This window comes from Pseudomonas sp. FW215-R2, from assembly GCF_058789255.1.
Genome location: NZ_JBYTBO010000008.1, coordinates 112091 through 138113 on the forward strand (window position 1 = coordinate 112091; position 26023 = coordinate 138113).

The 26023-nt window shown below is 60.9% G+C and carries 28 protein-coding genes and 2 tRNA genes (1 of these 30 only partly in view); 13 read left to right on the forward strand and 17 right to left on the reverse strand.

Annotation, left to right across the window (positions count from 1 at the left end; all coding sequences use genetic code 11):
* The 4 genes from AC3WRD_RS13315 to AC3WRD_RS13330 all read left to right on the forward strand — a co-directional run.
* Positions 1-63, forward strand: a tRNA-Met gene (locus tag AC3WRD_RS13315) (it extends 114 nt beyond the left edge of the window).
* Between the two features lie 210 nt (positions 64-273).
* Positions 274-350 (forward strand) — tRNA-Met (locus AC3WRD_RS13320).
* A 279-nt stretch (positions 351-629) separates the two neighbouring features.
* A complete protein-coding gene (gene mprF, locus AC3WRD_RS13325; protein ID WP_096819555.1) occupies positions 630-3269 on the forward strand; it encodes a bifunctional lysylphosphatidylglycerol flippase/synthetase MprF in 2640 nt (879 codons plus the stop codon).
* The gene (locus tag AC3WRD_RS13330; RefSeq protein ID WP_102621516.1) at positions 3269-4561 is read left to right on the forward strand and encodes a virulence factor family protein; all 1293 of its coding nucleotides are present in this window, start codon (positions 3269-3271) and stop codon (positions 4559-4561) included. The genes mprF and AC3WRD_RS13330 overlap by 1 nt, the downstream gene beginning before the upstream one ends.
* 396 nt (positions 4562-4957) lie before the next feature.
* Here the strand turns inward: AC3WRD_RS13330 and AC3WRD_RS13335 are convergent, their stop codons facing one another.
* Positions 4958-6799, reverse strand: a complete 1842-nt coding sequence (locus tag AC3WRD_RS13335) for a potassium transporter Kup (protein WP_371858323.1) — start codon at positions 6797-6799, stop codon at positions 4958-4960.
* A gap of 349 nt (positions 6800-7148) precedes the next feature.
* Between AC3WRD_RS13335 and rimO the strand changes: the two genes are divergently transcribed.
* From rimO to tsaA, 6 genes are all read left to right on the forward strand, one after another.
* The gene (gene rimO / locus AC3WRD_RS13340) at positions 7149-8486 is read left to right on the forward strand and encodes a 30S ribosomal protein S12 methylthiotransferase RimO (RefSeq protein ID WP_096819558.1); all 1338 of its coding nucleotides are present in this window, start codon (positions 7149-7151) and stop codon (positions 8484-8486) included.
* Positions 8487-8598: 112 nt separating this feature from the next.
* Positions 8599-9072 carry a GNAT family N-acetyltransferase gene (locus AC3WRD_RS13345; protein ID WP_096819559.1) on the forward strand — a complete coding sequence of 158 codons (474 nt, stop codon included), beginning with the start codon at positions 8599-8601 and terminating at the stop codon, positions 9070-9072.
* Between the two features lie 82 nt (positions 9073-9154).
* Positions 9155-9865, forward strand: a complete 711-nt coding sequence (locus AC3WRD_RS13350) for an rRNA pseudouridine synthase (RefSeq protein ID WP_102621517.1) — start codon at positions 9155-9157, stop codon at positions 9863-9865.
* Positions 9866-9938: 73 nt separating this feature from the next.
* Positions 9939-10406, forward strand: coding sequence for a YehS family protein (locus AC3WRD_RS13355; protein ID WP_096819561.1), 468 nt, complete (start codon positions 9939-9941; stop codon positions 10404-10406).
* Between the two features lie 127 nt (positions 10407-10533).
* A complete protein-coding gene (locus AC3WRD_RS13360) occupies positions 10534-11304 on the forward strand; it encodes an SDR family oxidoreductase (RefSeq protein ID WP_102621518.1) in 771 nt (256 codons plus the stop codon).
* A 59-nt stretch (positions 11305-11363) separates the two neighbouring features.
* Positions 11364-12062, forward strand: coding sequence for a tRNA (N6-threonylcarbamoyladenosine(37)-N6)-methyltransferase TrmO (gene tsaA, locus AC3WRD_RS13365; RefSeq protein ID WP_173861367.1), 699 nt, complete (start codon positions 11364-11366; stop codon positions 12060-12062).
* A 125-nt stretch (positions 12063-12187) separates the two neighbouring features.
* Here tsaA and fpr read toward each other — a convergent pair whose 3' ends face one another.
* Positions 12188-12967: a ferredoxin-NADP reductase gene (fpr, locus tag AC3WRD_RS13370; RefSeq protein ID WP_007908723.1), complete on the reverse strand. Its 780-nt coding sequence runs from the start codon at positions 12965-12967 to the stop codon at positions 12188-12190.
* Between the two features lie 144 nt (positions 12968-13111).
* Between fpr and AC3WRD_RS13375 the strand changes: the two genes are divergently transcribed.
* Positions 13112-14038, forward strand: a complete 927-nt coding sequence (locus AC3WRD_RS13375; RefSeq protein WP_085729869.1) for a LysR family transcriptional regulator — start codon at positions 13112-13114, stop codon at positions 14036-14038.
* On the opposite strand, the gene AC3WRD_RS13380 is transcribed toward AC3WRD_RS13375, so the two are convergent.
* The 3 genes from AC3WRD_RS13380 to AC3WRD_RS13390 form a co-directional block, all read right to left on the reverse strand.
* Positions 14035-14397 carry a diacylglycerol kinase gene (locus tag AC3WRD_RS13380; RefSeq protein ID WP_003222276.1) on the reverse strand — a complete coding sequence of 121 codons (363 nt, stop codon included), beginning with the start codon at positions 14395-14397 and terminating at the stop codon, positions 14035-14037. The two genes, AC3WRD_RS13375 and AC3WRD_RS13380, sit on opposite strands and share 4 nt — an antisense overlap.
* A gap of 75 nt (positions 14398-14472) precedes the next feature.
* Positions 14473-15123: a response regulator transcription factor ErdR gene (gene erdR, locus AC3WRD_RS13385; RefSeq protein WP_085647827.1), complete on the reverse strand. Its 651-nt coding sequence runs from the start codon at positions 15121-15123 to the stop codon at positions 14473-14475.
* A gap of 229 nt (positions 15124-15352) precedes the next feature.
* Positions 15353-16096 carry a tRNA-uridine aminocarboxypropyltransferase gene (locus AC3WRD_RS13390; RefSeq protein WP_096819564.1) on the reverse strand — a complete coding sequence of 248 codons (744 nt, stop codon included), beginning with the start codon at positions 16094-16096 and terminating at the stop codon, positions 15353-15355.
* Positions 16097-16285: 189 nt separating this feature from the next.
* On the opposite strand from AC3WRD_RS13390, the gene AC3WRD_RS13395 reads away from it, so the two are divergent.
* Complete coding sequence (locus AC3WRD_RS13395; protein WP_096819565.1) at positions 16286-16711, forward strand: PA3611 family quorum-sensing-regulated virulence factor; 426 nt, start codon at positions 16286-16288, stop codon at positions 16709-16711.
* 16 nt (positions 16712-16727) lie between these two features.
* Here AC3WRD_RS13395 and AC3WRD_RS13400 read toward each other — a convergent pair whose 3' ends face one another.
* Complete coding sequence (locus AC3WRD_RS13400; RefSeq protein ID WP_096819566.1) at positions 16728-16922, reverse strand: hypothetical protein; 195 nt, start codon at positions 16920-16922, stop codon at positions 16728-16730.
* Between the two features lie 353 nt (positions 16923-17275).
* Between AC3WRD_RS13400 and AC3WRD_RS13405 the strand changes: the two genes are divergently transcribed.
* Positions 17276-18394, forward strand: a complete 1119-nt coding sequence (locus AC3WRD_RS13405; protein ID WP_102621520.1) for an LOG family protein — start codon at positions 17276-17278, stop codon at positions 18392-18394.
* Between the two features lie 73 nt (positions 18395-18467).
* Here the strand turns inward: AC3WRD_RS13405 and recX are convergent, their stop codons facing one another.
* The 11 genes from recX to AC3WRD_RS13460 form a co-directional block, all read right to left on the reverse strand.
* Positions 18468-18938, reverse strand: a complete 471-nt coding sequence (gene recX / locus AC3WRD_RS13410; protein WP_096819568.1) for a recombination regulator RecX — start codon at positions 18936-18938, stop codon at positions 18468-18470.
* A gap of 8 nt (positions 18939-18946) precedes the next feature.
* On the reverse strand, positions 18947-20005 hold the full coding sequence (gene recA, locus AC3WRD_RS13415; RefSeq protein WP_003222269.1) for a recombinase RecA: 1059 nt from the start codon (positions 20003-20005) through the stop codon (positions 18947-18949).
* 83 nt (positions 20006-20088) lie between these two features.
* The gene (locus tag AC3WRD_RS13420; RefSeq protein WP_096819569.1) at positions 20089-20589 is read right to left on the reverse strand and encodes a CinA family protein; all 501 of its coding nucleotides are present in this window, start codon (positions 20587-20589) and stop codon (positions 20089-20091) included.
* A 68-nt stretch (positions 20590-20657) separates the two neighbouring features.
* Positions 20658-21188, reverse strand: coding sequence for a lysis system i-spanin subunit Rz (locus AC3WRD_RS13425; protein ID WP_102621388.1), 531 nt, complete (start codon positions 21186-21188; stop codon positions 20658-20660).
* Positions 21170-21733, reverse strand: coding sequence for a glycoside hydrolase family 19 protein (locus AC3WRD_RS13430; protein ID WP_102621389.1), 564 nt, complete (start codon positions 21731-21733; stop codon positions 21170-21172). The genes AC3WRD_RS13425 and AC3WRD_RS13430 overlap by 19 nt, the downstream gene beginning before the upstream one ends.
* 33 nt (positions 21734-21766) lie before the next feature.
* Positions 21767-22021 (reverse strand): hypothetical protein, encoded by a 255-nt coding sequence (locus AC3WRD_RS13435; protein ID WP_102621390.1) that lies wholly within the window; start codon positions 22019-22021, stop codon positions 21767-21769.
* A complete protein-coding gene (locus tag AC3WRD_RS13440; RefSeq protein ID WP_102621391.1) occupies positions 22021-23190 on the reverse strand; it encodes a glycine-rich domain-containing protein in 1170 nt (389 codons plus the stop codon). The genes AC3WRD_RS13435 and AC3WRD_RS13440 overlap by 1 nt, the downstream gene beginning before the upstream one ends.
* 12 nt (positions 23191-23202) lie before the next feature.
* Positions 23203-23643, reverse strand: coding sequence for a phage tail assembly chaperone (locus tag AC3WRD_RS13445; RefSeq protein ID WP_102621392.1), 441 nt, complete (start codon positions 23641-23643; stop codon positions 23203-23205).
* A 2-nt stretch (positions 23644-23645) separates the two neighbouring features.
* Entirely contained in the window at positions 23646-24566 is a 921-nt protein-coding gene (locus AC3WRD_RS13450) for a gp53-like domain-containing protein (protein ID WP_102621393.1), read from the reverse strand.
* A 41-nt stretch (positions 24567-24607) separates the two neighbouring features.
* A complete protein-coding gene (locus AC3WRD_RS13455) occupies positions 24608-25075 on the reverse strand; it encodes a phage tail assembly chaperone (RefSeq protein ID WP_102621394.1) in 468 nt (155 codons plus the stop codon).
* Positions 25075-26001 (reverse strand): glycine-rich domain-containing protein, encoded by a 927-nt coding sequence (locus tag AC3WRD_RS13460; RefSeq protein WP_102621395.1) that lies wholly within the window; start codon positions 25999-26001, stop codon positions 25075-25077. The genes AC3WRD_RS13455 and AC3WRD_RS13460 overlap by 1 nt, the downstream gene beginning before the upstream one ends.
* Positions 26002-26023: the final 22 nt, after the last annotated feature.

Below are 26023 nucleotides of genomic sequence, written 5' to 3' on the forward strand. Positions count from 1 at the left end.
GTCTGGTAGCTCGTCGGGCTCATAACCCGAAGGTCGTCGGTTCAAATCCGGCTCCCGCAACCAAACATCAAAAAAGGCTACTCGAAAGAGTGGCCTTTTTTGTGCGCGTCTGTTTTTCATTCGGGCAACCTTCCTGGCCAAACAGGAATCCTTTGCAATTCCGAAACTTACCGCCCTCCTGCGACGGATTGACGCGATTTCACGCTTATTTGACCCTTCGCGGGATTAACGGTTGACACCCCGCCGTTCGCCTGTAGAATGCCGCCACACAGACGCGGGATGGAGCAGTCTGGTAGCTCGTCGGGCTCATAACCCGAAGGTCGTCGGTTCAAATCCGGCTCCCGCAACCAAACATCAAAAAAGGCTGCTCGAAAGAGTGGCCTTTTTTGTATCTGTGGAAAAAGTCCTTTCGCAACAATGATCTGTCACTGTGCAGTGAACCGCTCAGGATCTTCAGACCCGCCGAGTTGCGACTATGCTTGAGTCGCGGGCAAGACGTCTGCAATCCGAGACCTGCCCTCGCCGATACCCGACGAGAGGCGTAGTATTTTGTGATTATTTTTTTCTACAGGGATTGGTAACTTGGCTGGATACCCCCATCCTGTCGCGCACAATCCAAGAGGTGATTGATGCGCGCCAACTCGTCTGATCCACAAGACACCCTCACCGTGAATCCACCGATCAAGCCTGAGCGCATGCGCTTGCTGGATCGAATCAGCAAATACCGGCAACCGATTGGTCTGGCGGTCACTTTGCTGTTGTTCGCTATCGCGCTGATTGCCTGCCGCCATCTGCTCAGCGAACTCGACCTCTATGCCTTGCACGACTCGATTCTCGATGTACCGAAGCCCGCCCTGCTTGGCGCTTTCGGCGCGACCGTTGTCGGCTTCATCATTCTGCTGGGCTACGAATGGTCGGCCAGCCGCTATGCCGGCGTAACCATCCCGCCACGCACGCTCGCGCTCGGAGGCTTCACTGCTTTCGCGATCGGCAACGCCATCGGCTTGTCGATGCTGTCCGGCGGTTCGGTGCGCTACCGTTTATATGCACGACTTGGCCTGGGCGCTTCGGAAGTGGCGCACATGACCCTGTTCGCCAGCCTGTCGCTGGGCTGTGCCCTGCCGCCGCTGGCAGCGCTGGCGACCCTGAGTGACCTGCCGGCCGCTTCCCAGGCCCTGGGTCTGTCCGAGGGTCTGCTGGCCACGATTGCCTCTGCCGTGCTGTTGCTCGGCGCGATTCTGGCGATCGGCATCTACCGTCGGCGCCTGCCGGAGCAGCCTTACCGTGACAACCTGCTGGTCAAGGTCGGGCGCCGCACCCTGCGCCTGCCGGGTCGACGCCTGACGTTCCTGCAACTGGTCATCACCGCTCTCGACGTGGCCGCTGCCGCCACCGTGCTTTATCTGCTGCTGCCGGAAGCGCCGCCATTCGGCGCATTCCTGCTGGTGTACCTGCTGGCCCTGGCTGCCGGCGTCCTCAGCCACGTACCGGGCGGGGTCGGTGTCTTCGAAGCGATTCTGCTGGCGGCGTTCGCCGACAAGCTCGGTGCTGCACCACTGGCTGCCGCCCTGCTGCTGTATCGCATGATCTACGTGGTGCTGCCATTGCTGGTGGCCTGCGTACTGCTGCTGATCAACGAAGGGCAGCGCCTGTTCCAGACTCAAACCATGCGCGCCGCCTCCGGCCTCGCGGCACCAATCCTCGCGGTGCTGGTGTTCCTGTCCGGCGTGGTGCTGCTGTTTTCCGGCGCGACGCCTGAAATCGACACCCGCCTGGAACACATCGCCTACCTGATCCCTCATCGCCTGGTCGATGCCTCGCACTTCGGCGCCAGCCTGATCGGCGTGCTGTGCCTGATGCTCGCCCAGGGCTTGCGCCGCCGACTGTCGGCGGCATGGATGCTGACTACCATTCTGCTGCTGGTGGGCGCCCTGCTCTCGCTGCTCAAGGGTTTCGACTGGGAAGAAGCCACGTTGATGACCCTCACGGCAGCGCTGCTGGGTGTGTTCCGTCGTTCGTTCTATCGCCCGAGCCGTCTGACCGAAGTACCGTTTTCGCCGCTGTATCTGGTAGCGAGCCTGTGTGTACTCGGTGCCTCGACCTGGCTGTTGCTGTTCGCCTATCAGGACGTGCCGTACAGCCATCAATTGTGGTGGCAGTTCACCCTCGACGCCGACGCCCCGCGCGGTCTGCGTTCGTTGCTCGGCGCCGCGGTGCTGTTGCTGGTGATCGCCCTGACCTGGTTGCTGCGCACCGCACGTCCGGTGATTCATCTGCCGACGCCCGATGAACTGGAGCGCGCCACGAAGATCCTGATGGCCTCCTCGCAACCGGATGGCGGCCTGGCCCTGACCGGTGACAAGGCGATGCTGTTCCACCCCAACGATGAAGCCTTCCTGATGTACGCGCGTCGCGGCCGCAGCCTGGTGGCGCTGTACGACCCGATCGGTCCTGGCCAGCAGCGGGCGGAAATGATCTGGCAGTTCCGTGACCTGTGCGACATCCACCACGCCCGTCCCGTGTTCTATCAAGTGCGCGCCGAGAACCTGCCGTACTACATGGACATCGGCCTGACCGCGATCAAGCTCGGCGAAGAAGCCCGGGTCGACCTGCATCGCTTTGACCTGGAAGCCAAGGGCAAGGAGATGAAGGACCTGCGTTACACCTGGAACCGCGGCACCCGCGACGGTCTGTCGCTGGAGATCTTTGAGCCGGGCCAGGCGCCGATGGATGAGCTCAAGGTGATTTCCGATGCCTGGCTGACCGGCAAGAACGTGCGCGAGAAAGGCTTCTCCCTCGGCCGTTTCAGCGACGATTACCTGAAGCATTTCCGCATCGCGGTGATTCGCTTCGAAGGCCGTCCGGTGGCGTTCGCCAACCTGCTCGAGACTTACAGCCATGACCTGGCCAGTCTCGACCTGATGCGCTCGCACCCGGACGCCCCCAAGCTGACCATGGAGTTTCTGATGGTCGGCCTGATTCAACACTATAAGAGTCACGGATACGCGCGCTTCAGCCTGGGCATGGTGCCGTTGTCGGGGTTGCAACCCCGGCGTGGTGCACCGCTGACCCAGCGTCTGGGCTCGATGGTTTTCCGCCGTGGTGAGCAGCTGTACAACTTCCAAGGCTTGCGCCGCTTCAAAGACAAGTTCCAGCCTGACTGGGAACCCCGTTATATGGCGGTGCCCGCCGGACTCGATCCGCTGGTGGCACTGGCCGATACTGCTGCCCTGATCGCGGGCGGCTTGACTGGATTGGTGAAACGCTGATGATTCAACGCTCCCTGAAGTACATCCTGGCCGCACTGATCGTGCTGGCCGTGATTGCCGGCGGCGGTTACTGGTACCTCAAACGCCCGGCACCGGAACCGACCCTCGAACAGCTCACGCCGGCTGACGGCACCGTCATGACCCGGGTCATCCCCGGCACCAAGCCCAAGGCCCAGGTGCTGGTGGCGGTCGAGGACGACAAGAAACTCTCCGACAATCAGCTGACCACCCTGAGCCGCAGCGCCTCGGCGCAGATCGTCCAGGTGATTCTGCCCAAGGACTGCCTGCTGCAAAGCCGCGCACTGCAAAGCGGTCTGCGTGAACTGAACGGCCCGGCGACCCTGGTCAGCGGCATAGGCCCTGGCGCGGTGCTGGCTTGGCGCTGGCTGTCCGAACAGAAAGACGACAAGGCCCAGGCCGTGTCGGTCGACCTGGCGCTGGAAAAAGGCGGCTGCACCCACCTGCTGCCGAAATCAGCCGCCCACGGCCACTGGCTGGTGGCCTGGAACGACAACCCGGACGACACCAGTGCCGGTTTCGTGCGCGATCAACCGAACGCCGAAACCAGCATCAGCGACTACGACATCAACCTGCCGCAAGTGCTGAACAACGAACTGCGCAAGATCCTCGTCGGTGGCGACAAAGCCGCTGGCGGTCTGCAAATCCCGGTTGTGGAAGTCCCGGCCGGCCAGGCCAAGGACACCGTGACCCTGTTCCTGTCCGGTGACGGCGGCTGGCGTGACCTCGACCGCGACGTGGCCGGTGAAATGGCCAAGATCGGCTACCCGGTCGTCGGCATCGACACCCTGCGCTACTACTGGCAGCACAAGAGCCCGGAACAGAGTGCGCTCGACCTGACCGAACTGATGCAGCACTACCGCCAGAAATGGGGCACCAAACGCTTCATCCTGACCGGTTACTCGTTCGGTGCCGACGTCCTGCCCGCGATCTACAACCGCCTGCCGGACACCGAGCAGCAGCGCATCGACGCAATCATCCTGCTGGCCTTCGCCCGCACCGGCAGCTTCGAAATCGAAGTCGAAGGCTGGCTCGGCAACGCCGGCAAAGAAGCCGCCACCGGACCTGAGATGGCCAAGCTGCCACCGGCCAAGGTCGTTTGCATCTACGGTGAGGAAGAAACCGACGAGAGCGGTTGCACCGACAAGACCGCAGTGGGCGAAGCAGTGAAACTGCCTGGCGGTCACCACTTCGACGAGAACTACCCGGCGCTGGCCAAGCGCCTGGTGGATCTGATCGAGAAGCGTCAGACCAAGGATCAGCCGGCAGAGTGATCTGAAGCGCACCACCGAAAAGCCCCCGCAACCTTAGGGTTGCGGGGGCTTTTTCATTCCGAGGGCTCCACGGTAATAGCGCGGAACTCAGTTAGCTGTCAGCGCTTCCTGGCCGAACCTCGCCCGCATGTCATCATGGCTGATCGCTTGAGCCGGATCGAAATTGCTCAATCGTGCCTCGACTGCCGCTTGAGCCCGAAGACTCTCTAGTTCATCCAGCCTTTCTTGCTCCGGTAACTCCGTCATACAAATCGTCCTCGCGCACCGTAATGACTCCGTGACAAGCAGCCTACCAGCTACCAGAGAGGATGGGCGCCTGGAACACGTTTGGACACGGATACAAAAAAGCCCCCGCCAGCCACAAGGCCGACGGGGGCTTTTCAATTAAGGCGGAGCCTACATCTCCACCTGCGTCCCCAACTCAATCACCCGGTTCAGCGGCAGATTGAAGAACCGCAGGTTCCCGTTGGCATTCTTCAACATGAACGCAAACAGCGCTTCACGCCAACGGGCCATGCCTTCGAGTTTCGAGGCAATCACCGTTTCGCGGCTGAGGAAGTAGGTGGTGCGCATCGGGCTGAAGTCCAGGTCATCCAGATGGCAGAGTTTCAGCGCCTGTGGCACGTCCGGCTCATCGGTGAAGCCAAAGTGCAGGATCACCCGGAAGAAGCCTTCGCCGTGGGCTTCGACTTCGAAGCGTCGGGATGGCGGGACGCGCGGGATGTCTTCGTAGACCACCGTCAGCAGCACCACTTGCTCGTGCAAGACCTGGTTGTGCAGCAGGTTGTGCAACAGCGCATGGGGGACAGCGTCGGAGCGCGCAGTCAGGAACACGGCGGTGCCCTGCACGCGGTGTGGCGGCTGGACGCGGATGCTGCTGATGAAGATCGGCAGCGGTAATGCGCCTTCGTCCAGGCGCTCGACCAGCAGTTGCTTGCCGCGCTTCCAGGTGGTCATCAGCACGAACAGCGCAATACCGGCGATCACCGGGAACGCACCGCCCTGTACGATCTTCGGCACGTTGGCGGCGAAGTACAGACCGTCCACCAGCAAGAAGCCGATCAGCACCGGCACAGCCAGCACCGGCGGCCATTTCCACAGCAGCAGCATGACCGCCGACACCAGAATCGTGGTCATCAGCATGGTCCCGGTCACCGCCACGCCGTAGGCCGAGGCCAGGGCGCCGGAGGACTCGAAACCGATCACCAGCAAGACCACGCCGACCATCAGCGACCAGTTCACGGCACCGATGTAGATCTGGCCCTGCTCATCGCTGGAGGTGTGCTGGATGTACATGCGCGGGATGTAACCGAGCTGGATCGCCTGACGGGTCAGGGAGAACGCGCCGGAGATCACCGCTTGCGAGGCGATCACCGTGGCCAGGGTCGACAGACCGACCAGCGGAATCAGCGCCCAGCTCGGCGCCAGCAGATAGAACGGGTTGCGCGCCGCTTCCGGGTTGTCCAGCAGCAAGGCGCCCTGACCGAAGTAGTTGAGCACCAGCGCCGGCAGCACCAGCAGGAACCACGCGCGGGCAATCGGCTTGCGACCGAAGTGGCCCATGTCGGCGTACAGCGCTTCGGCACCGGTCAGCGCCAGCACCACGGCGCCGAGGATCGCCACGCCCATGCCGGCATGCACCATGAAGAAACGCACGGCCCAGATCGGGTTCAGTGCCTTCAGTACTTCCGGGGAATGGCTGATGCCGTACACGCCGAGGGCGCCGAGCACCAGGAACCAGGTGACCATTATCGGCCCGAAGAGGATGCCGATCCGCGCCGTACCGTGACGCTGGATCAGGAACAGACCCACCAGCACCACCAGCGACAACGGCACGACCCAATGGTCGATCCCGTCAAACGCCAAGCCCAGGCCTTCGATGGCCGACAGTACGGAGATCGCCGGGGTGATCATGCTGTCGCCGTAGAACAGCGCCGCGCCGATCAAGCCGCAGACCACCAGCAGCGAACGCAACTTCCTGCGCTCCCCCGCTGCCCGCCGCGCCAGCGCGGTCAGGGCCATGATCCCGCCTTCGCCCTGGTTGTCGGCACGCAGGACGAACATCATGTACTTGATCGACACGACCCAGATCAGCGACCAGAAGATCAGCGACAGAATGCCCAGCACTCCGTCGTGATTGACCGGTACGCCGTAACCGCCGGAAAACACTTCTTTGAGGGTGTACAACGGGCTCGTGCCGATGTCGCCGTAAACTACCCCGACCGCCGCGACCAGCATACTCAGCGGCTTGGTGGCCGAACCCTCGGCGCCTGCCGCGTGACTACTTGCCTGACCCATCCAACACTCCTGATTTCCAGACCGGCTTCTTTGAACGAAGCACTATGCTTTTTGATGCAGCATGCGCTGTTTTACCTGTTGTTACAGTCGTTTTGTTGACTGTAAAAAATTGGTAAAGCGTCTTGGCGCGAAGCATAGCGCAGCACTCGTCGCATTTCCCTGCATAAAGCTGGTCAAGTGCGCTGCTCATCGCTAGAATTGCGCACTTTTTGATCAGAGGCGCAGTTCAAGCGCCCGTCCGTCGATTCCCGAATCAGGCAATCGATGTCACAAAACACCGAGGTTAGACATGTCCACCACTCCTGCGCCGGCCAATCCAAAGGTTGGCTTCGTATCTCTGGGTTGCCCGAAAGCACTGGTCGACTCCGAGCGCATCCTGACCCAGCTGCGCATGGAAGGCTATGACGTGGTGTCCACCTATCAGGACGCCGACGTGGTCGTGGTCAACACTTGTGGCTTCATCGACTCGGCCAAGGCTGAATCGCTGGAAGTCATCGGCGAAGCGATCAAGGAAAACGGCAAGGTCATCGTGACCGGCTGCATGGGCGTGGAAGAAGGCAACATCCGTGACGTGCACCCGAGCGTGCTGGCCGTCACCGGTCCGCAGCAGTACGAGCAAGTGGTCAACGCCGTGCACGAAGTCGTGCCGCCACGTCAGGATCACAACCCGCTGATCGACCTGGTGCCGCCGCAAGGCATCAAGCTGACCCCGCGCCACTACGCGTACCTGAAGATTTCCGAAGGCTGCAACCACAGCTGCAGCTTCTGCATCATCCCGTCGATGCGCGGCAAACTGGTCAGCCGTCCGGTCGGCGACGTGCTCGACGAAGCCCAGCGTCTGGTCAAATCCGGCGTCAAAGAGCTGTTGGTGATTTCCCAGGACACCAGCGCCTACGGCGTTGACGTCAAGTACCGCACCGGTTTCTGGAACGGCGCGCCGGTGAAAACCCGCATGACCGAACTGTGCGAAGCGCTGAGCACCCTCGGCGTCTGGGTCCGTCTGCACTACGTTTACCCGTACCCGCACGTCGACGAGCTGATCCCGCTGATGGCCGCCGGCAAGATCCTGCCGTACCTGGACATCCCGTTCCAGCACGCCAGCCCGAAAGTCCTGAAGTCGATGAAACGCCCGGCGTTCGAAGACAAGACCCTGGCACGGATCAAGAACTGGCGCGAAATCTGCCCGGACCTGATCATCCGTTCGACTTTCATCGTCGGCTTCCCCGGCGAAACCGAAGAAGACTTCCAGTACCTGCTGGACTGGCTGACCGAAGCCCAGCTCGACCGCGTCGGCTGCTTCCAGTACTCGCCGGTCGAAGGCGCGCCGGCCAATGACCTGAACCTCGACATCGTTCCGGACGACGTCAAGCAGGATCGCTGGGAACGCTTCATGGCGCACCAGCAGGAAATCAGCTCGGCCCGTCTGCAAATGCGCATCGGCCGTGAAATCGAAGTGCTGGTGGACGAAGTCGACGAGCAAGGCGCGGTCGGCCGCTGCTTCTTCGATGCCCCGGAAATCGACGGCAACGTGTTCATCGACAACGGCAGCAACCTCAAGCCGGGCGACAAGGTCTGGTGCAAGGTGACCGACGCCGACGAATACGACCTCTGGGCCGAACAGATCTAAACGCGAAAAATACGAAAAGCCCCGCTCTCTTTTACGAGATGCGGGGCTTTTTTACGGCTATCGTTTGTGGGGGGAAGGACTCCCCTCATTCATGACAAAGAGGCTAACGGGCATGCGTCACCATTCGGTCATCCACACGCCGAAACTCAGCGACTATCAGGAACTGACCCGGGTCTGGGAGGCCTCGGTCCGCGCGACCCATGATTTTCTGCCGGACAGCTATATCGAGCTGCTGCGCAATCTGGTGCTGACCCGCTACCTCGATGCGGTGATGCTGATCTGCACCAAGGACAGTCACCAGCGCATCACCGGTTTTGCCGGCGTGGCGGCGGGCAAGATCGAAATGCTGTTCATCGATCCCGAACATCGCGGCCAAGGCCTGGGCAAAAAGCTGCTCAATTATGCGATGCAGCACCTGAACGCCGATGAACTGGACGTCAACGAACAGAACCCGCAGGCCCTGGGTTTTTACTTCAAACAGGGGTTCGAGGTGATCGGCCGGTCGGAAGTCGACGGCATGGGCCAGCCTTATCCGTTGCTGCACATGCGTCTGAAACAGCCGGAACAGCGCGCCGTACGCGGCTAAAAGCCACACGGTACAAATGCAATCGCGATTAACCGGCGCCAGGCAGGTACAATGCCCACCCCTTTTTTGTTACGGCCCTGTCATGACTGACCCGATTCGCCTCTCCAAACGCCTCATCGAACTGGTCGGTTGCTCCCGCCGGGAGGCCGAGCTGTTCATCGAGGGCGGCTGGGTCACCGTGGACGGCGAAGTCATCGACGAGCCGCAGTTCAAGGTCGGCGACCAGAAAGTCGAGCTCGACAAGGACGCCAAGGCCACCGCGCCGGAGCCGGTGACCATCCTGCTCAACGTCCCGGCGGGCGTGGACATCGACACCGCCATGCAGTCGCTGAACGCCGAAACCCTCAGCGAAGAACACCGCTACGGCAAGCGTCCGCTGCGCGGGCACTTCCTGCGCCTGACCGCCAGCGCCGACCTGCAACCCAAGGCCAGTGGCCTGCTGGTGTTCACCCAGGACTGGAAGGTGCTGCGCAAGCTCACCGCCGATGCGGCCAAGATCGAGCAGGAATACGTGGTCGAAGTCGAAGGTGACATGGTCGCCCACGGCCTCAATCGCCTGCAGCACGGCCTCACCCACAAGGGCAAGGAGCTGCCGCCGGTCAAGGCCAGCTGGCAGAACGAAAACCGCCTGCGCTTCGCCATGAAGAACCCGCAGCCGGGGATCATCGCCCAGTTCTGCGAAGCGGTCGGGCTGAAGGTCGTCGGCATCCGCCGCATCCGCATCGGTGGCGTATCGATCGGCAAGGTGCCGGCCGGCCAATGGCGCTACCTGTCCGGCAAAGAGAAGTTCTAAGGCCTCTGTTGCCGCCACACATTCCGGCATCGCGCCTGCGCGGTGCCCACAGCGAAAGATCAGGACTGCAAACATGGTTCATAACGACGTATTGCGCAGCGTGCGCTACATGCTCGACATCAGCGACAAGAAAGTCGTCGAGATCATCAAACTCGGCGGCCTGGACGTAACCCTCGCCGACGTGGTGACCTGGCTCGACAAGAAAGAAGAAGACGAAGAAGGTTTCGTGCGCTGCCCGGACGAAGTCATCGCTCACTTCCTCGACGGCCTGGTGGTGTTCAAGCGCGGCAAGGACGAAAGCCGTCCGCCGCAGCCAATCGAAGTGCCAGTGACCAACAACATCATCCTGAAAAAGCTGCGCGTGGCCTTCGAACTGAAAGAAGACGACATGCACGCGATTCTCAAGGCCGCCGAGTTTCCGGTGTCCAAGCCTGAGTTGAGCGCGCTGTTCCGCAAGGTCGGCCACACCAACTACCGCCCGTGCGGCGACCAGTTGCTGCGCAATTTCCTCAAGGGTCTGACGCTGCGCGTTCGCGGCTGATCCCTTTCAGAACGGCGACTTCGGTCGCCGTTTTCATGCATGCCCCTCCATTCCCTGCAAAAATAGTGGCTCCGCTTTTCGCGGCCGGCGACTAGGGTGTACTGAACCCTAGCCCTCAGGATTCGCCATGCACCCGTATTTTTCCCTGCAAGGCCGCACCGCCCTGGTGACCGGCGGCACCCGTGGTATCGGCAAAATGATCGCCAAGGCGTTTGTCGAGGCTGGTGCCCGTGTGTACGTCTGCTCCCGAGACGCTGAAGCCTGTCATCAAACCGCTGAAGAACTCGGTGCATTGGGCTCCTGCCAGGGGGTGGCAGCGAATCTAGCGACCGAAGAAGGCGTAAAAGAACTGGCAGCTCGATTGGGCGAACAGATTACCCATCTGGACATTCTGGTGAACAACGCCGGCACCACCTGGGGCGCGCCGCTGGAGAGCTACCCGGTCAAGGGCTGGGAAAAGGTCATGCAGCTCAACGTGACCTCGGTGTTCAGTTGCATCCAGCAATTCCTGCCTTTGCTGCGCAAGGCTGGCTCGGCAGCGAATCCCGCGCGGATCATCAACATCGGCTCAGTGGCGGGAATCTCTTCCTTCGGCGAACAGGCCTATGCCTACGGGCCGAGCAAAGCGGCGCTGCATCAACTGTCGCGGATTCTCGCTCGTGAACTGGTGAGCCAGCACATCAACGTCAACGTCATCGCGCCGGGGCGCTTCCCGAGCAAGATGACCCAGCACATCGGCAGTGACCAGCAGGCACTGGCCGAGGACACGGCGCTGATCCCGATGAAACGCTGGGGCCGCGAAGAAGAAATGGCGGCGCTGGCGATCAGCCTGGCGAGCACTGCCGGGGCCTACATGACCGGGAATATCATTCCGCTGGATGGCGGGTTCAGTCTGTAGACCGGCGACGCGCCCGGACGGGTTATCATGCCCGCCCTGCTCCGTTTCGAATGCAAACCATGACTTACAGCGTCTCCCCCATCGGCTTCGTCCGCTCCTGCTTCAAGGAGAAGTTCGCCATCCCGCGCCAGCCGCAACTGGCCCCCGCTGCCCGGGGCGTGCTGGAACTGGTGGCGCCGTTCGATCAGGGCGATGCGGTGCAAGGATTGGAGCAGGTCAGCCATGTCTGGCTGCTGTTCCTGTTCCATCAGGCGCTGGAGGAAAAGCCGCGACTGAAGGTCCGCCCTCCCCGCCTGGGCGGCAACAAGTCCATGGGCGTGTTTGCCACCCGCGCCACTCACCGGCCGAACGGCATCGGCCAGTCGGTGGTGAAGCTGGACAAGGTCGAGGCCAATCGCCTGTTCATCTCCGGTATCGACCTGCTGGACGGCACGCCGATTCTCGATATCAAACCCTACGTGCCTTACGCCGATATCATCGCTGACGCCTCCAACAGCATCGCCAGTGCCGCGCCGCAACTGATCGACGTGCAGTGGACAGACGCAGCGCTGCAACAGGCGCATACGCACGCTCAGCGCCTTACCGAACCTTTGGTCGAGCTGATCGAGCAATGTCTGGCCCAGGATCCGCGTCCGGCGTATCAGACGCCCGCGCCAGAGCGCGAATACGGTGCGCAGTTCTGGGATCTGGATGTGCGTTGGCACTATCCGACGCCGGAGCAGATCCGCGTCCTGGAAGTCATCCCCGCCAACGACTAAATCCCGGAAACGAAAAAGCCCGCGTTGCCTTCTCAGGCAACGCGGGCTGATCGTTCCCACGTCGAGGCGTCGAACCGTCTGCGTGGGAATGCATCCAGTGACGCTCTGCGTCACCTATAAACAGCTTACTTCTCGACGAACGCACGCTCGATCAGGTAATCACCCGGCTCGCGCATCCGCGCCGAGATCTTCAGGCCGAAGCTGTCGAGCACTTCGCTGGTCTCGTCGAGCATGCTCGGGCTGCCGCAGATCATCGCGCGGTCGTCCTGCGGGTTGATCGGTGGCAGGCCGATGTCGCTGAACAGCTTGCCGCTGCGCATCAGGTCGGTCAGACGGCCCTGATTCTCGAACGGTTCGCGGGTCACGGTCGGGTAGTAAATCAGCTTGTCACGCAGCGCCTCGCCGAAGAACTCGTTCTGCGGCAGATGCTCGGTGATGAACTCGCGGTAGGCGACTTCGTTGACGTAACGAACACCGTGAACCAGGATCACTTTCTCGAAGCGCTCGTAGGTTTCAGGGTCCTGGATCACGCTCATGAACGGCGCCAGACCGGTGCCGGTGCTCAGCAGGTACAAATGCTTGCCCGGGTTCAGGTCGTCCAGCACCAGGGTGCCGGTAGGCTTCTTCGAGATGATGATCTCGTCGCCTTCCTTCAGGTGCTGCAGCTGGGAGGTCAGCGGACCGTCCTGCACCTTGATGCTGAAGAACTCGAGATGCTCTTCCCAGTTCGGGCTGGCGATCGAGTAAGCGCGCATAAGCGGGCGGCCGTTGGGCTGTTGCAGGCCGATCATCACGAACTGACCGTTCTCGAAGCGCAGGCCCGGATCGCGGGTGCACTTGAAGCTGAACAGAGTGTCGTTCCAGTGATGAACACTGAGGACACGCTCGTGGTTCATGTTGCTCATGTACGTGGGACTCCTGGAGATTGATCTGCGCTTGCCCGGCTGGTCTTGAAGAATGCCGACGGTGCGCAATTGCATCGCATTCTAATAGCGCCGACAATATCTGTTAACTGGATTATTAAGATAAGGGTTATCGGTTATATCGATATGCGATTTACTCTTCGTCAACTGCAAGTCTTCGTCGCCGTCGCCCAGCAGGAAAGTGTGTCCCGCGCTGCGGGTCTGCTTAACCTGTCGCAATCGGCCGCCAGCACTTCCATCACCGAACTGGAGCGCCAGTCCAGCTGCCAGCTGTTCGATCGCGCCGGCAAACGCCTGAGCCTCAACGCCCTCGGCAAACAGTTATTGCCGCAAGCGGTGGCCCTGCTCGATCAGGCCAAGGAAATCGAGGACCTGCTCAACGGCAAATCCGGTTTCGGCTCGCTGTCGGTGGGCGCGACCCTGACCATCGGCAATTACCTGGCGACGCTGCTGATCGGCGGTTTCATGCAACGTCACCCGGAAAGCCAAGTGAAGCTGCACGTGCAGAACACTGCCAATATCGTGCAACAAGTGGCGCATTACGAAATTGATCTGGGTCTAATCGAAGGCGATTGCAGCCACCCGGACATCGAAGTGCAGAGCTGGGTCGAGGATGAACTGGTGGTGTTCTGCGCCCCGCAGCATCCACTGGCCAAACGCGGCAGCGCGACCATGGAAGAGTTGACGCATGAAGCGTGGATTCTGCGCGAACAAGGCTCCGGCACCCGCCTGACCTTCGATCAGGCCATGCGTCACCATCGCAGTGCGCTGAACATTCGTCTGGAGCTGGAACACACGGAAGCGATCAAGCGCGCCGTGGAATCAGGTTTGGGGATTGGCTGTATTTCGCGCCTGGCGCTGCGTGATGCGTTCCGGCGCGGCAGCCTGGTGCCGGTGGAGACGCCGGATCTGGATCTGGCGCGGCAGTTCTACTTCATCTGGCACAAACAGAAGTACCAGACGTCCGCCATGCGCGAATTTCTCGATCTGTGCCGCGCCTTCACCGCCGGGGTCCAGCGCAGCGACGAGATCGTCCTGCCGACGATCGCTTAAAGCAGAATCACCGCCCACACCAGGGCAATCATGCTCAGTGCCACGAATTGCGCGGCGCTGCCCATGTCCTTGGCGTTCTTGGACAGTGGGTGCAGTTCCAGGGAAATGCGGTCGATGGCCGCCTCCACCGCGGAGTTCAGCAGCTCGACGATCAGCGCCAGCAGGCACACAGCGATCAGCAACGCCTGCTCGACACGGCTGACATTCAGGAAGAACGTCAGTGGAATCAGCACCACGTTCAGCAGCACCAACTGACGGAACGCCGCTTCGCCGGTGAAGGCTGCGCGCAAACCGTCCAGCGAGTAACCGGAAGCGTTGAGGATGCGTTTCAGGCCCGTCTGGCCCTTGAAAGGTGACATAAAGTAGATAACCGACCAAAAAGAAGTGGGGAAGCTAGATCAACGAAAGTCAAAAAAGCGTGAAGACGCCAGCTATTACTGGCTCGGAATTGACTCAAGTTGTTGCAAGAGTAAAGCTGCCTGAGTCCGGGTCCGCACGTTCAACTTGCGAAAGATCGCCGTGACGTGGGCCTTGATGGTCGCTTCCGACACGCTCAACTCATAGGCGATCTGCTTGTTGAGCAGGCCTTCGCAGACCATGGTCAGCACCCGGAACTGCTGCGGCGTCAGGCTCGCCAGGCCATCGCTGGCGGCTTTGGCTTCATCCGAAACGCTGACCGCTTCGAACGCCTGTGGCGGCCAGAACACGTCGCCGTCCAGAACTTTGCGCACGGCTTCCTGAATCACGCTCAAGTCGCTCGACTTGGGAATGAAACCGCTGGCGCCGAACTCCCGCGACTTGACCATCACCGAAGCTTCTTCCTGCGCCGAAACCATCACCACCGGAATCTGCGGGTACTGCCCGCGCAACATCACCAGCCCGGAAAACCCGAAAGCGCCCGGCATGTTCAGGTCCAGCAGCACCAGGTCCCAGTCGGCCTTTTCGGTCAGGCGGGCTTCCAGTTCGGCAATGCTCGCCACTTCCACCATTCGCACATCCGGGCCAAGGCCCATCGTCACCGCTTGATGCAGTGCGCTACGAAAAAGAGGGTGATCATCGGCAATCAGGATGTCGTATGTGGCCATTTTTCAAATGATCCTGTTTTTGATGGCAGACCCGATGCATTCGAGTCTCACCAAGGCAACTCAAGATGCCGACGCTTTTGCAGCGGCATCCACAGGGGCACGTTCAACGCCAATCACGGACAAAAACGGCGTTTCAAACCTTGGCCGCACCCCAATCGGCGCCAAGCATGCCCAGCGAAGCCGGGGTGGTCAAGCAACACGGCCACTGCTTTAGCAGTATGGGCCAGTATCAGACGGGCACCGGCTGCGCATTTCGAATGAACGGCAGCAACTCGGCATGGGCCGGCGTCGACACGTTCACATCAAGCTGCTGTTTGGCCCCCAGGTAATGCTGGCTGAACACATCGAAATAGGCGTCCAGCGCCGACGCGGCATCCGTGTCGCCCGCCAGTTCCAGGCACAGCGCCGCCACTTCGGCGGTGCACAGGTGCTCGCTGCGGGTGGAACGACGCAGGCGATAGCGCGACAGTTTGTCGGGCAACAGACTGAGGATCGGCAAGCGGTCGAAGTACGGGCTCTTGCGGAAAATCTTGCGGGCCTCGGTCCAGGTCGCGTCCAGCAGAATGAACAGCGGACGCTTGCTGCTATCGAGATCCACAGTGTTGGTCACCCGCGAAGGCTCGACGTATTCGCCGGGAAACACCAGATACGGCTGCCATTGCGGGTCGTTCAGCAGCGCCAGCAGTTGCTCGTCCGGTTCGGTCCGGGACCAGATGAAGGCATGATTGTCACGTACGATGTCGGCAATCAGCCAGCCGGTATTGCTCGGCTTGAACACTTCCTTGCCGGTCATGATCAGGCAGACACCGGAACGGGTGTCGACAGTCGGGCGCCAGGCGCACAGGCAATGGCTGATGATCACCCGACAGTCACGGCAACGTTCGGAGCGAAAGCCTCGGGCCTGAATCGGCTTGATGCCCTCATCCTCACGCTGATCGCGCAGGCGGGCCACGGCGTTGGGGGCATGGTTCATTGCGGGCGACGCCGGCTGACAGGAAAACTCGACACGAACAACTCTCGGCAAGGCAATAAAGGCCGGCAGTTTATCAGAGCGACGGGCACAAGCCTGTACCCTCCCGACCGGCTCCCCTATAATTCGCCGCCACTGAACGCACAGCCACGGGGCTGGTCGAACCACCAGTCACTGAATCAGGAGAGTTTCATGCTGCGCCTTATCGTTCCTACCGCGGCCATTGCGCTGGCGTTGTCCTTCAGCGCACAGGCTGCGTCCCTGAAAGAGCAGAACCTGAACAAGGAACTGCAAAACGTCGCTGCTCAAAGCAGTGCCGGCACGCCACGAGCGATCAACGAAGACATTCTCGATCAGGGCTACACCGTCGAAGGCACCACGCTGATCAACCACCTGAGCGTGCAGGCAAGCCACGCCGACAAGATGCGTGCCGATCCCAAGGCCGTTTATTTCCAACTGGGCGCCTCGGTCTGCAACAACCCGTCGTACCGCAAGCTGATGGCCAAGGGTGCCGTGATGCGTTACGACTTCAGCGAAGTGAAGACCAACAAGGCAATCGGCTCCGCCAGCTATCAGGAATCGGATTGCCCGAAAGCCGCCCCGGCGAAGAAAAAGTAACTTTCCGCAAAAGTAACTATCTGGAATTGGCGCGCCGCTGTTCATCCTCGGCGCGCAGTTCGGCCAACAAGGCCTGCAGATAACGCGAACGGCGATCCCCTCCCGACAAGCGCCGGCAGCACTCCTCTTCGAGACTCACATGATTGGTCTCGGCCGATGCTTTCAGCATTCGATACAGCTGCGTATCGATCTCCAGAATGACTCTGGTCATGTGTCCCGCCTCCTTGCCACCCGCAAATCCTTGAAGAGCGTGCACCTTGCGTACGGTCGTTGACGCAAAGTTGTCGTACGGCGCCTTTAACTTAGTAAATCAGAGCATTCAGCCCTCGACGTGGCATCGGACGAGCGGTGAAAACACTTCGCAAAGCGACAATAAGCAGTTGCCAGGAAAGACTTTGCGGCGCAATGCTCAATGAGCGAGAAATGCTTTGAGGGTCTAGATTCAAAGTATTCCCGATCATTTTATTAACGGCAGGAAAGGAGCTGCCGGCTGTTTGTTTTCTTGCAGCGCGGCACTGACGCCGCACGTCAGGGCCGAAGGCTCTGTGCAGAAGGAGAAGTTGCATGCCTTACCAACCGAATGACCTGCTCAGCCGTCATTTTCAGGAAAGCGGCCACGACCTCACCGGCAAGGTCGAAGAACAACTCAACCTGGTTTCCCCCAACAGTCCGAACATCCCCATCTATCGCGACATGATCCTGACTGTGCTGCGCATGGCCCAGGAAGATCACAACCGCTGGAACGCCAAGATCACCCTGCAAGCCCTGCGTGAACTGGAGCAGGCGTTTCGAACGCTGGAACAGTTCAAGGGCCGGCGCAAGGTCACGGTGTTCGGCTCGGCGCGCACGCCGGTCGAGCATCCGTTGTACGCCATGGCACGTGAACTGGGCGCGGCTCTGGCCAGATCAGACATGATGGTCATCACCGGTGCCGGAGGTGGAATCATGGCCGCCGCACATGAAGGGGCCGGTCGTGATCACAGCCTGGGCTTCAACATCACCCTGCCCTTCGAACAGCACGCCAACCCAACTGTGGACGGCACCGGGAACCTGCTGCACTTCCACTTTTTCTTCACGCGCAAACTGTTCTTCGTCAAGGAAGCCGATGCACTGGTGCTATGCCCCGGCGGCTTCGGCACGCTGGACGAAGCACTGGAAGTACTGACCCTGATTCAGACCGGCAAGAGTCCGCTGGTGCCGGTGGTACTGCTGGACGCGCCGGGCGGCACGTTCTGGCAAGGGGCGCTAGATTTCATTCGTCATCAACTGGAGGAAAACCGCTACATCCTGCCAACCGATCTGAAACTGATGCGCCTGGTCTACAGCGTTGAAGAGGCGGTGGAGCAGATCAACCAGTTCTACAGCAACTTCCACTCCAGCCGCTGGCTCAAGCGTCAGTTCGTGATTCGGATGAACCACAGGCTAAGCGATCAGGCACTCGATCACATGCAGGAAGCCTTCGCCGATCTGTGCCTGAGCGACCGGTTCCATCAACACGCCTACAGCGGCGAGGAACACGACGAGGCGCAATTCAGCCATCTGGCGCGACTGGCCTTCGCCTTCAACGCCCGGGATCACGGGCGCCTGCGCGAGCTGGTGGACTTCATCAACCTGCCGGGAAACTGGGCCCAGTCCAGACCACAAACGGCGCAACACAACCGCGAACCCTCGAAGGTAATCTGAAGGCAAAAAAAAAGCGGCCCGCTATCGAAATAGCGGGCCGCTTTTTTATTTTTTGATTGAAGCTGGAGCCGATTTAATCGTCCATCCCTCTGCCGCTGAACAAGCGGTTGATCATCTCCATCGAGAACCCTCGATACGCCAGAAACCGGCCTTGTCTGGCTCGCTCCTTGGCGTCGACGGGAAGCTGTCCGGAGAACTTCCGTTGCCACGTGTCCGTTAGCTGCTCCTGCCAGCTGATACCGCTCTCACGCAAGGCAAGTTCGATATCGGCACGCTGCAAGCCGCGCTGGCTGAGTTCCTCACGAATCCGTAACGGGCCATAACCTGAACGGGCACGGTAAGAAACAAAGCTTTCCAGATAACGGGCTTCGGAAAGCAGCCCCTCCTCCGTCAAGCGGTCGAGGGCTGTTTCGATCATCTCGGGTGGGGCGCCGCGCTGACGCAGTTTACGCGTCAGCTCGACTCGACCGTGCTCGCGACGTGCGAGCAGGTCCATTGCGGTTCGCCGCACCGCGACGAGGGTATCGAGTACGGCGGTTGTCATCGGTGCAATCAGATGTCAGCGTCAGCCAGGTCATCTTCGGTCTCTTTGACCGCAGATGCCTTGGAGTCAGCGATCACGGCTGGCGACAGCAGCTTGTCACGCAGTTGCTTCTCGAGCTTGGCCGCGACTTCCGGGTTGTCTGCCAGGAACTTGGCCGAGTTGGCCTTGCCCTGACCGATCTTGGTGCCTTCGTAGGCATACCAGGCGCCGGACTTCTCGACGAAACCGTGCAGCACGCCCAGGTCGATCATCTCGCCGTTCAGGTAGATGCCCTTGCCGTAAAGAATCTGGAACTCGGCCTGACGGAACGGCGAAGCCACCTTGTTCTTCACAACCTTGACGCGGGTTTCGCTGCCGACCACTTCGTCGCCTTCCTTCACCGCGCCGGTACGGCGGATGTCGAGACGGACCGAAGCGTAGAACTTCAGCGCGTTACCACCAGTGGTGGTTTCCGGGCTGCCGAACATCACGCCGATCTTCATGCGGATCTGGTTGATGAAGATCACCAGGCAGTTGGCGTTCTTGATGTTACCGGTGATCTTACGCAGCGCCTGGGACATCAGACGGGCTTGCAGGCCCACGTGCATGTCACCCATTTCACCTTCGATTTCAGCCTTCGGCACCAGTGCAGCCACGGAGTCGACGATGATCACGTCAACGGCGTTGGAGCGCACCAGCATGTCGGTGATTTCCAGGGCCTGCTCGCCGGTGTCCGGCTGGGAAACCAGCAGGTCGTCGACGTTGACGCCCAGTTTGCCGGCGTACTCAGGGTCGAGGGCGTGTTCGGCGTCGACGAATGCGCAGGTCGCGCCGGCTTTTTGGGCCTGGGCGATCACGGACAGCGTCAGTGTGGTTTTACCGGAAGATTCAGGACCGTAGATTTCAACAATACGACCTTTTGGCAGGCCGCCGATGCCGAGCGCGATGTCCAGACCCAGAGAGCCGGTGGAAATGGCCGGAATCGCCTGACGATCCTGATCGCCCATACGCATTACGGCACCCTTGCCGAATTGACGTTCGATCTGACCCAGGGCCGCAGCCAAGGCTTTCTTCTTGTTGTCGTCCATTAAAGTCCTCACGTAATCAATAAGGCCTGACGGCCAACACCTGTATAAGTAGCCAGTATTATTCCACAGCGTTCGCGGATCGCCTACCCCTGATTTTCGATTTCTCGTGCCGCTAGTCGCAGGAGCCCCTCTAGCGCGGCCTTCACCGTTTGTCGGCGGACTTCATCGCGATTGCCGGGGAAGTGCTGCACCTCGCTGGAAACCGCATCGCCCACACCCCACGCCAGCCACACCGTGCCCACCGGTTTGCCCGGCGAACCGCCGTCCGGCCCTGCAATACCGCTGACCGCCACGGCAAATCGCGCTCGGCTGTGTTTCTGCGCGCCGCGCACCATCGCCTCGACCACCTCGCGACTGACGGCCCCCACCGTCCCGAAGAGTTCGACGGGCACGTTCAGTTGCTGGGTTTTCTGTCGGTTGGAGTAGGTCACATAACCGGCCTCGAACCATGCCGAACTCCCCGGAATCCGGGTAATCGCTTCAGCGATGCCGCCGCCGGTGCAGGACTCGGCCGTGGTGACGTGGGCATTGAGCAACTGCAGGCGTCGGCCAAGTTCGGCCGCCAGTTGGGTGAGGTCTTTCACGGCACTCTCCGGATCAGGTGGAATGTCTACCACCGTACACGAGCCGGTTGCGCTTTCAATACACAGACTCATTCAAAATGTACAGGCGCCAGCGCCCTGATATAGGCCTGACAGGCTTGCAGGGCAATCAGTCCGCGGTCGCCTTCACCGGTGATGGCGACAATTCGTTGAGCATGCGCCGGGTCAAGTCGGGCGCGTACGGTTGCATGATCCACGCCGCCGGTGCCGGAGGCGGCTGGCACACCGCAGCCTTGGGCAGCGTCGCCTGCGTCGATGAGGACTGACAGGCGCAGATCAGCAGTGGCAAGGCGATCGCGCAGGCGATCCTGATCACGTTGGGCATCGCTGAGTGCTCGATAGTGGGTTTGTTCACTGGCCGCGAGCCGTTGCTCCAGGGCCAGACGCTTGTCCTGCTCGGCCTGTTGCGCAGTGGCGGCCGCCAGGGTCATTTGGTTGAGGGTTTCGGCGTGCAGCCGCGCCTGTTCAGCCAGTTGGCGGCCGTAACGCCAGTCCTGGAACTGCCAGGCCAGCGCCGCCGCTCCCGCTGCCAGCAGCACCAGGCCGATCAGCCGCCCGATACTCAGACTGAAGGCAGGCATAACACCGCCCTCGCCCGCCCCCAAAGCTCCAGCCGATCCTGCAAACCGTTCAACCCGCCGTTGATACGCCGGGTGATGCTGTTGAACTCGTCACGGTCGGCCAGTGCGTTCAGACCGTTCTGCTCCCAGAACCACGCCGCGGACTCGGCCGCCCATTGCGGTTGTTCCAGCAACTCCGGCAAGGCCAGCAGTCGCTCATCGCCGAACAGCCCGAGGCTGCACTGGCGATAGTTGGTGCGGCCGGTGATCTGGATCAGCCCGCGGCCGCGATACTTCTGCCCGTCGCCATCGGCTTCCGGTGTATTGCCCAGACGCAAGGCCAGCGTACCGGTGTCGTATTTGCTCAGGTATTGGTTGTTGCCCAGTTCACGCACGTACTGCAATTGGCCGGACTCATGCCCGACCTGGGCGAGAAACGCGGCAATGCGCTTGGGCGCGTCGATGCGATGGCGAGCCATGGCGTCGTTGAGCGGTGAAACAAAAACGCCCGCTTGGGAGCGGGCGTTGGGCATGATGGTTTTAAGGTTGTCTTCTGTAATTTGCATAATGCGTAATCCTCCCTGGATGCTCCGATTGAATCACGACTGGCGGCCGAGACCGGTCAGCCATTTCTTTGCCAGGGTTTTCAGGGTGCCATCAGGGGCACTGTCTTCTTGCGACGAAAACACCCAGCCGAGGGTGCCGAAATTCGCCATCCAGTCGATTTGTGGCGCAGGCGTGATGTCGGTGATGTCGACCCAGAGCAGATCCGGGTGAAACATCTCGACCATGTTTCCGTCAGTCGAGAACAGCTCGACCACCGTGTCATTGACGATGCGGGCGTAGGTTTTCATCAGGCGTACTCGTAGATGATCACGACACCAGGGGCACCTGATGTTCCTGATTTGCCAGCCAGATTGGGGCCGATAGCGACCCCGCCGCCGCCGGATCCATATCCCGAGCCGGGGTAGCCGGGGAAGCTGGTAATGACGGTGGTGCCGAACCCGAGGCCACCACTGCCCAACGGAGAGCTGCCACCATGCCCCGCCAGCGTCGAACCATTGACCGAGATGCCCGGTGATCCCGGGGCCCCGGCTGAGTTGACGATGTTCCCGCCGGACGCAATTTCACCGGGATACCCGCCCACACAAAGTCCTGCCGACGATCCGGAAACAACACCGACCCAGAGGGAACCCTGACCTCCCGGTGCCGATACCAGCGAGCCCAGCGAGCTGGTTCCTCCGACGCCGCCGTTCGTCTGTGCAGCTCCGGCAGCCCCACCGGCACCGATCGTGACAATCTGGCTCGCACCGATCCTGTCGCTCGGCAACCGGGCCTCGGCGTAACTGCCGGAAGCACCACCACCGGAGACGGCATATTGATTCGCAGCGGTCGCTGCAATACCCGCACTACCGCCACCGCCGCCCACGACTTTGACCAATACGGATCGCATCCCCACGGTCGGCGTATAAACACCGCTGACAGCAAATGTCCTCACATTCAACAAACGACCACTCAAGGCATTGCCACCGCTGGCATACACCAGCAACCAACTGTCCAGCGCAGCGCTATACACCACCGAACACACACTGCCGCCGACAATCTCGGCTGGCCGTAATGCACTCTGTGCCAGACTCAAAAGCGGTTTGGGCAGAAGACCATTCGGTGCAAATGTGCTCGCTCCGGTGTTGGCATTGCCTGCGGTGAAACGCAGCGCCAGACCGTCCTTCAACGTCGTGATGGCCGGCACATAATTGGCCATGTAGAGATTGGCAGCGCCGATATCCGCTGCGTGTTTATCTGCACCGGCCTGGCTGATTTTCCGGATCGCCTGCAGCAACTGCGTCGCATCGCTTTCGCTCGGCTCAAGGCCCGCAGACTTGACGACATTCAGCAGCTCGTCGGTGATGCCATTGCCCCAGGTCGCGGGGATCAACGACCCCGGCAACCCGCCAACGACGTCTTCATTGACGAACTTGCCATTCACCAGCCCGATGCCGGGAACGCTTTTCGGGTAATCCACGTTTGTATCTCCTCAGTTTCCGTTGTGCAGCAAGCCTTCAAGCCAGTCGGGCTCTACCGGACGAGCGTGCGTATCAGGAAACTCCGGATCGTTGGGCCAGTCGCGCAATGCCTGCCGATAGGCGAGAAGCTGTTTGAACTCTTCGGCGCGCAGGGTCGTGCCCTCGCCGACTTCCAGCTCTTCAGCGTCACGCCATACCAGCCATTGGGTGTCGCGAAGAACAGCATTGCGCCATGCGCGTTCATGAGTGATCGCAGCCTCAGGGGAGATGACCGGATCGGTCAGTACGGGTTGCCCACTGGCACTGGCGCTGATGACCTTGCCCGTTGCCTGCCCGGCAAACAGTTCGGCGTACTGGGCGTGGGTGATTTCCACCGCGCCTTCAGGCAACTCCGGAGAAGGGCTTTCGACCCGATCAAATCCGAGTGTCTGAGCAAAGAAATAGATCTTCATCGTTATCGCCCCCAAACCAGAATGCGGCCCATGATGCCGGGTGCCGGTCTCACACTCGTGCCGTCGACATTCCTGACCCGCGCCGCAGCTACCGATGTTGTTGAAAGGGTCGAATCAAACGCCCAGACAGTCGTGTTGCCCGCGCTCCAGCCGGACGGGTTCCCCTCATCGGCCACTCCGCCGACGATCGCCGTCTGGAACCTGACCGGCAAAGACAGGCTCATGATGCCGTTGGCGTCAGAACCACCCACAACCCATTGCAGAATCAAACCGCTGGGCAGTTTTTGATAACCGGCACTGGCTAGCTGCAAGGTAAAGGCGTTTGAATATTTCAGGCTCGCAGTGCCATGGACCGTCCAGATGCCATAGCCCTTCACGAACTGCGCGCTTTCACCGCCGTTGATCGTGATCGAACTCAAGTAAGCACCCTGCGGGCAGATTTGTGTTCCGGTTTTACTGGCGATCGTGATGACTGAGTTGCTGAGGCAATGAAAACTGAGAGTGGCACCATCGGGGACACTGGAAACCTCAGGCAGTGTCACGGTGTAAGCCGCGCTTCCACCCAGTCCGAATGCGCACCCCACATCTGCAGCCGTGAGCTGTGTCGTGTCGACCAGGCTCCGGGCACTGGCATGGTTACCCAACGCACGTTGCACGAACTCAGGCGTGGCCACCGCTTTTCCGGTATCGAACTGCGGCGGAGTCGCAAACAATCGGGAACTGCGCAACGCACCCAACAACTGATTGTTCGACGCCTCGCTCGGCGTCATGCCCGCCGCTTGAACAACGCCGAGAATTTCCTGCGTGACGCCATTGCCCCACGCCGCCGGAATCAGCGAACCGGGTTTTCCGGCAACCGGATCCTCATCGGCAAACTGTCCATTGACCAGCCCGACGCTGGGTACACTCTTGGGATAGTCCAAGGCTTATCTCCTTATCTGAAAACATGGGTTGCGTGATGGCTTCAGCCAATCGCGCCGGCCAGCCACTGCGGTGCTGAGGGCCGCGAAACGGATGACGGATATGCGCCGGAACCAGGCCAGTCGCGCAATGCCTGGCGGTACTCGAGCAGCTCCAGGTACTGCTGGGCCTTGAGCGTTGTCCCGCGTCCCAATTCCTGCTCATCGCGGTGGCGGGTGACCCGCCATTCGGTGGCTGCGAGAGCCGACTGACGCCAGGTACGCTCCGCCGCCAGAGGCTGGTTTTCCTCAACCACGGGGGCCTTGGCGACAACAGGGTTTTGCGGTTCGTACACCGGCTCGATGGCGGGAGCTGTCTCGTCCATCGACGCGCCGATTTCGACGTTGACGCCTTCGGGCACCGGTACCATCGCCGCGACAAACGCAGGCGCGAACAGTTGTTCGATCGCGAAGTCACCGGTGTCGATCACTTCGACCGCGACACCGTTTTCAATACGTGCATAACGGGCCATTACTCGTACTCCCAGATTTCACAGAAGGCGTTGCCACCGGCGCCGCTTACGACTGATGCGGATGCATTGTTCGAGCACGAACCACTTCCTCCCGAGCCACGAACACCGGCAATACCAATGCTGTTCACACCTATCAGCGGCGCACCGCCATCGAACGGGCTGGGGCCTCCGCCCCCGCAGAGCATTCCCCAGTTGCCGTTGTACATCGCAAAGGTGCCGGTGATGCCCCGAGCACTGCAGAGGTTGCCGCCCGTAACGACTTGCCCTCCCGAACCGCCTTGCACAAAGCCGGACGCCGTTGGGGACGTCAGGACGGTAATCGTCTGCCCGCCCATGCCTCCCGAAACACTCAGGTAGGAACCGAAAGAAGCGCCGCCACCGGCCAGGCCAACCGCGTTACGTGGGGCACCGCCGGCGCCCAGAGTGACCGGAACACCGGTCAGCATTTCCGGCGTGACGTCATACAGGCTTTCCCCATAAGCGCCCGCCCCGCCGCCACCGCCAATGCCTAAATTAGTCGCCGGGATGGGTGCACATCCGCCCCCCGAACCACCCGCCCCGACCAGCCGCACGCGAATCCGTCTGGCTCGCGGGTTCGGCTTGTAAACCGTGATCCCGACCGCGTCGATCTGCCGGACCGCCAGCAACCGCCCCACGGCATCGGTGATGCCGTAGCCCGCCAGCGTGGTCGGGGTGTTCTTCAGTTTGGTGAAGTCGACCAGGGCGCCAATGGCCGTTGCCAATTGGTTGGTCTTGGTCTCGTCCGGCGTCAGTCCGGCCGCCTTGATGGCGTTGAGAATTTCTTGCGTGACACTGTTGCCCCAGGCGGCGGGGATCAACGACCCGGGCGTGCCGGCAACGGGGTTTTCATCGATAAAACCACCGTCGACCAGGCCGACGCCGGGAATGCTTTTCGGATAGTCCATTGCGCTGCTTCCTGTGCTGCAA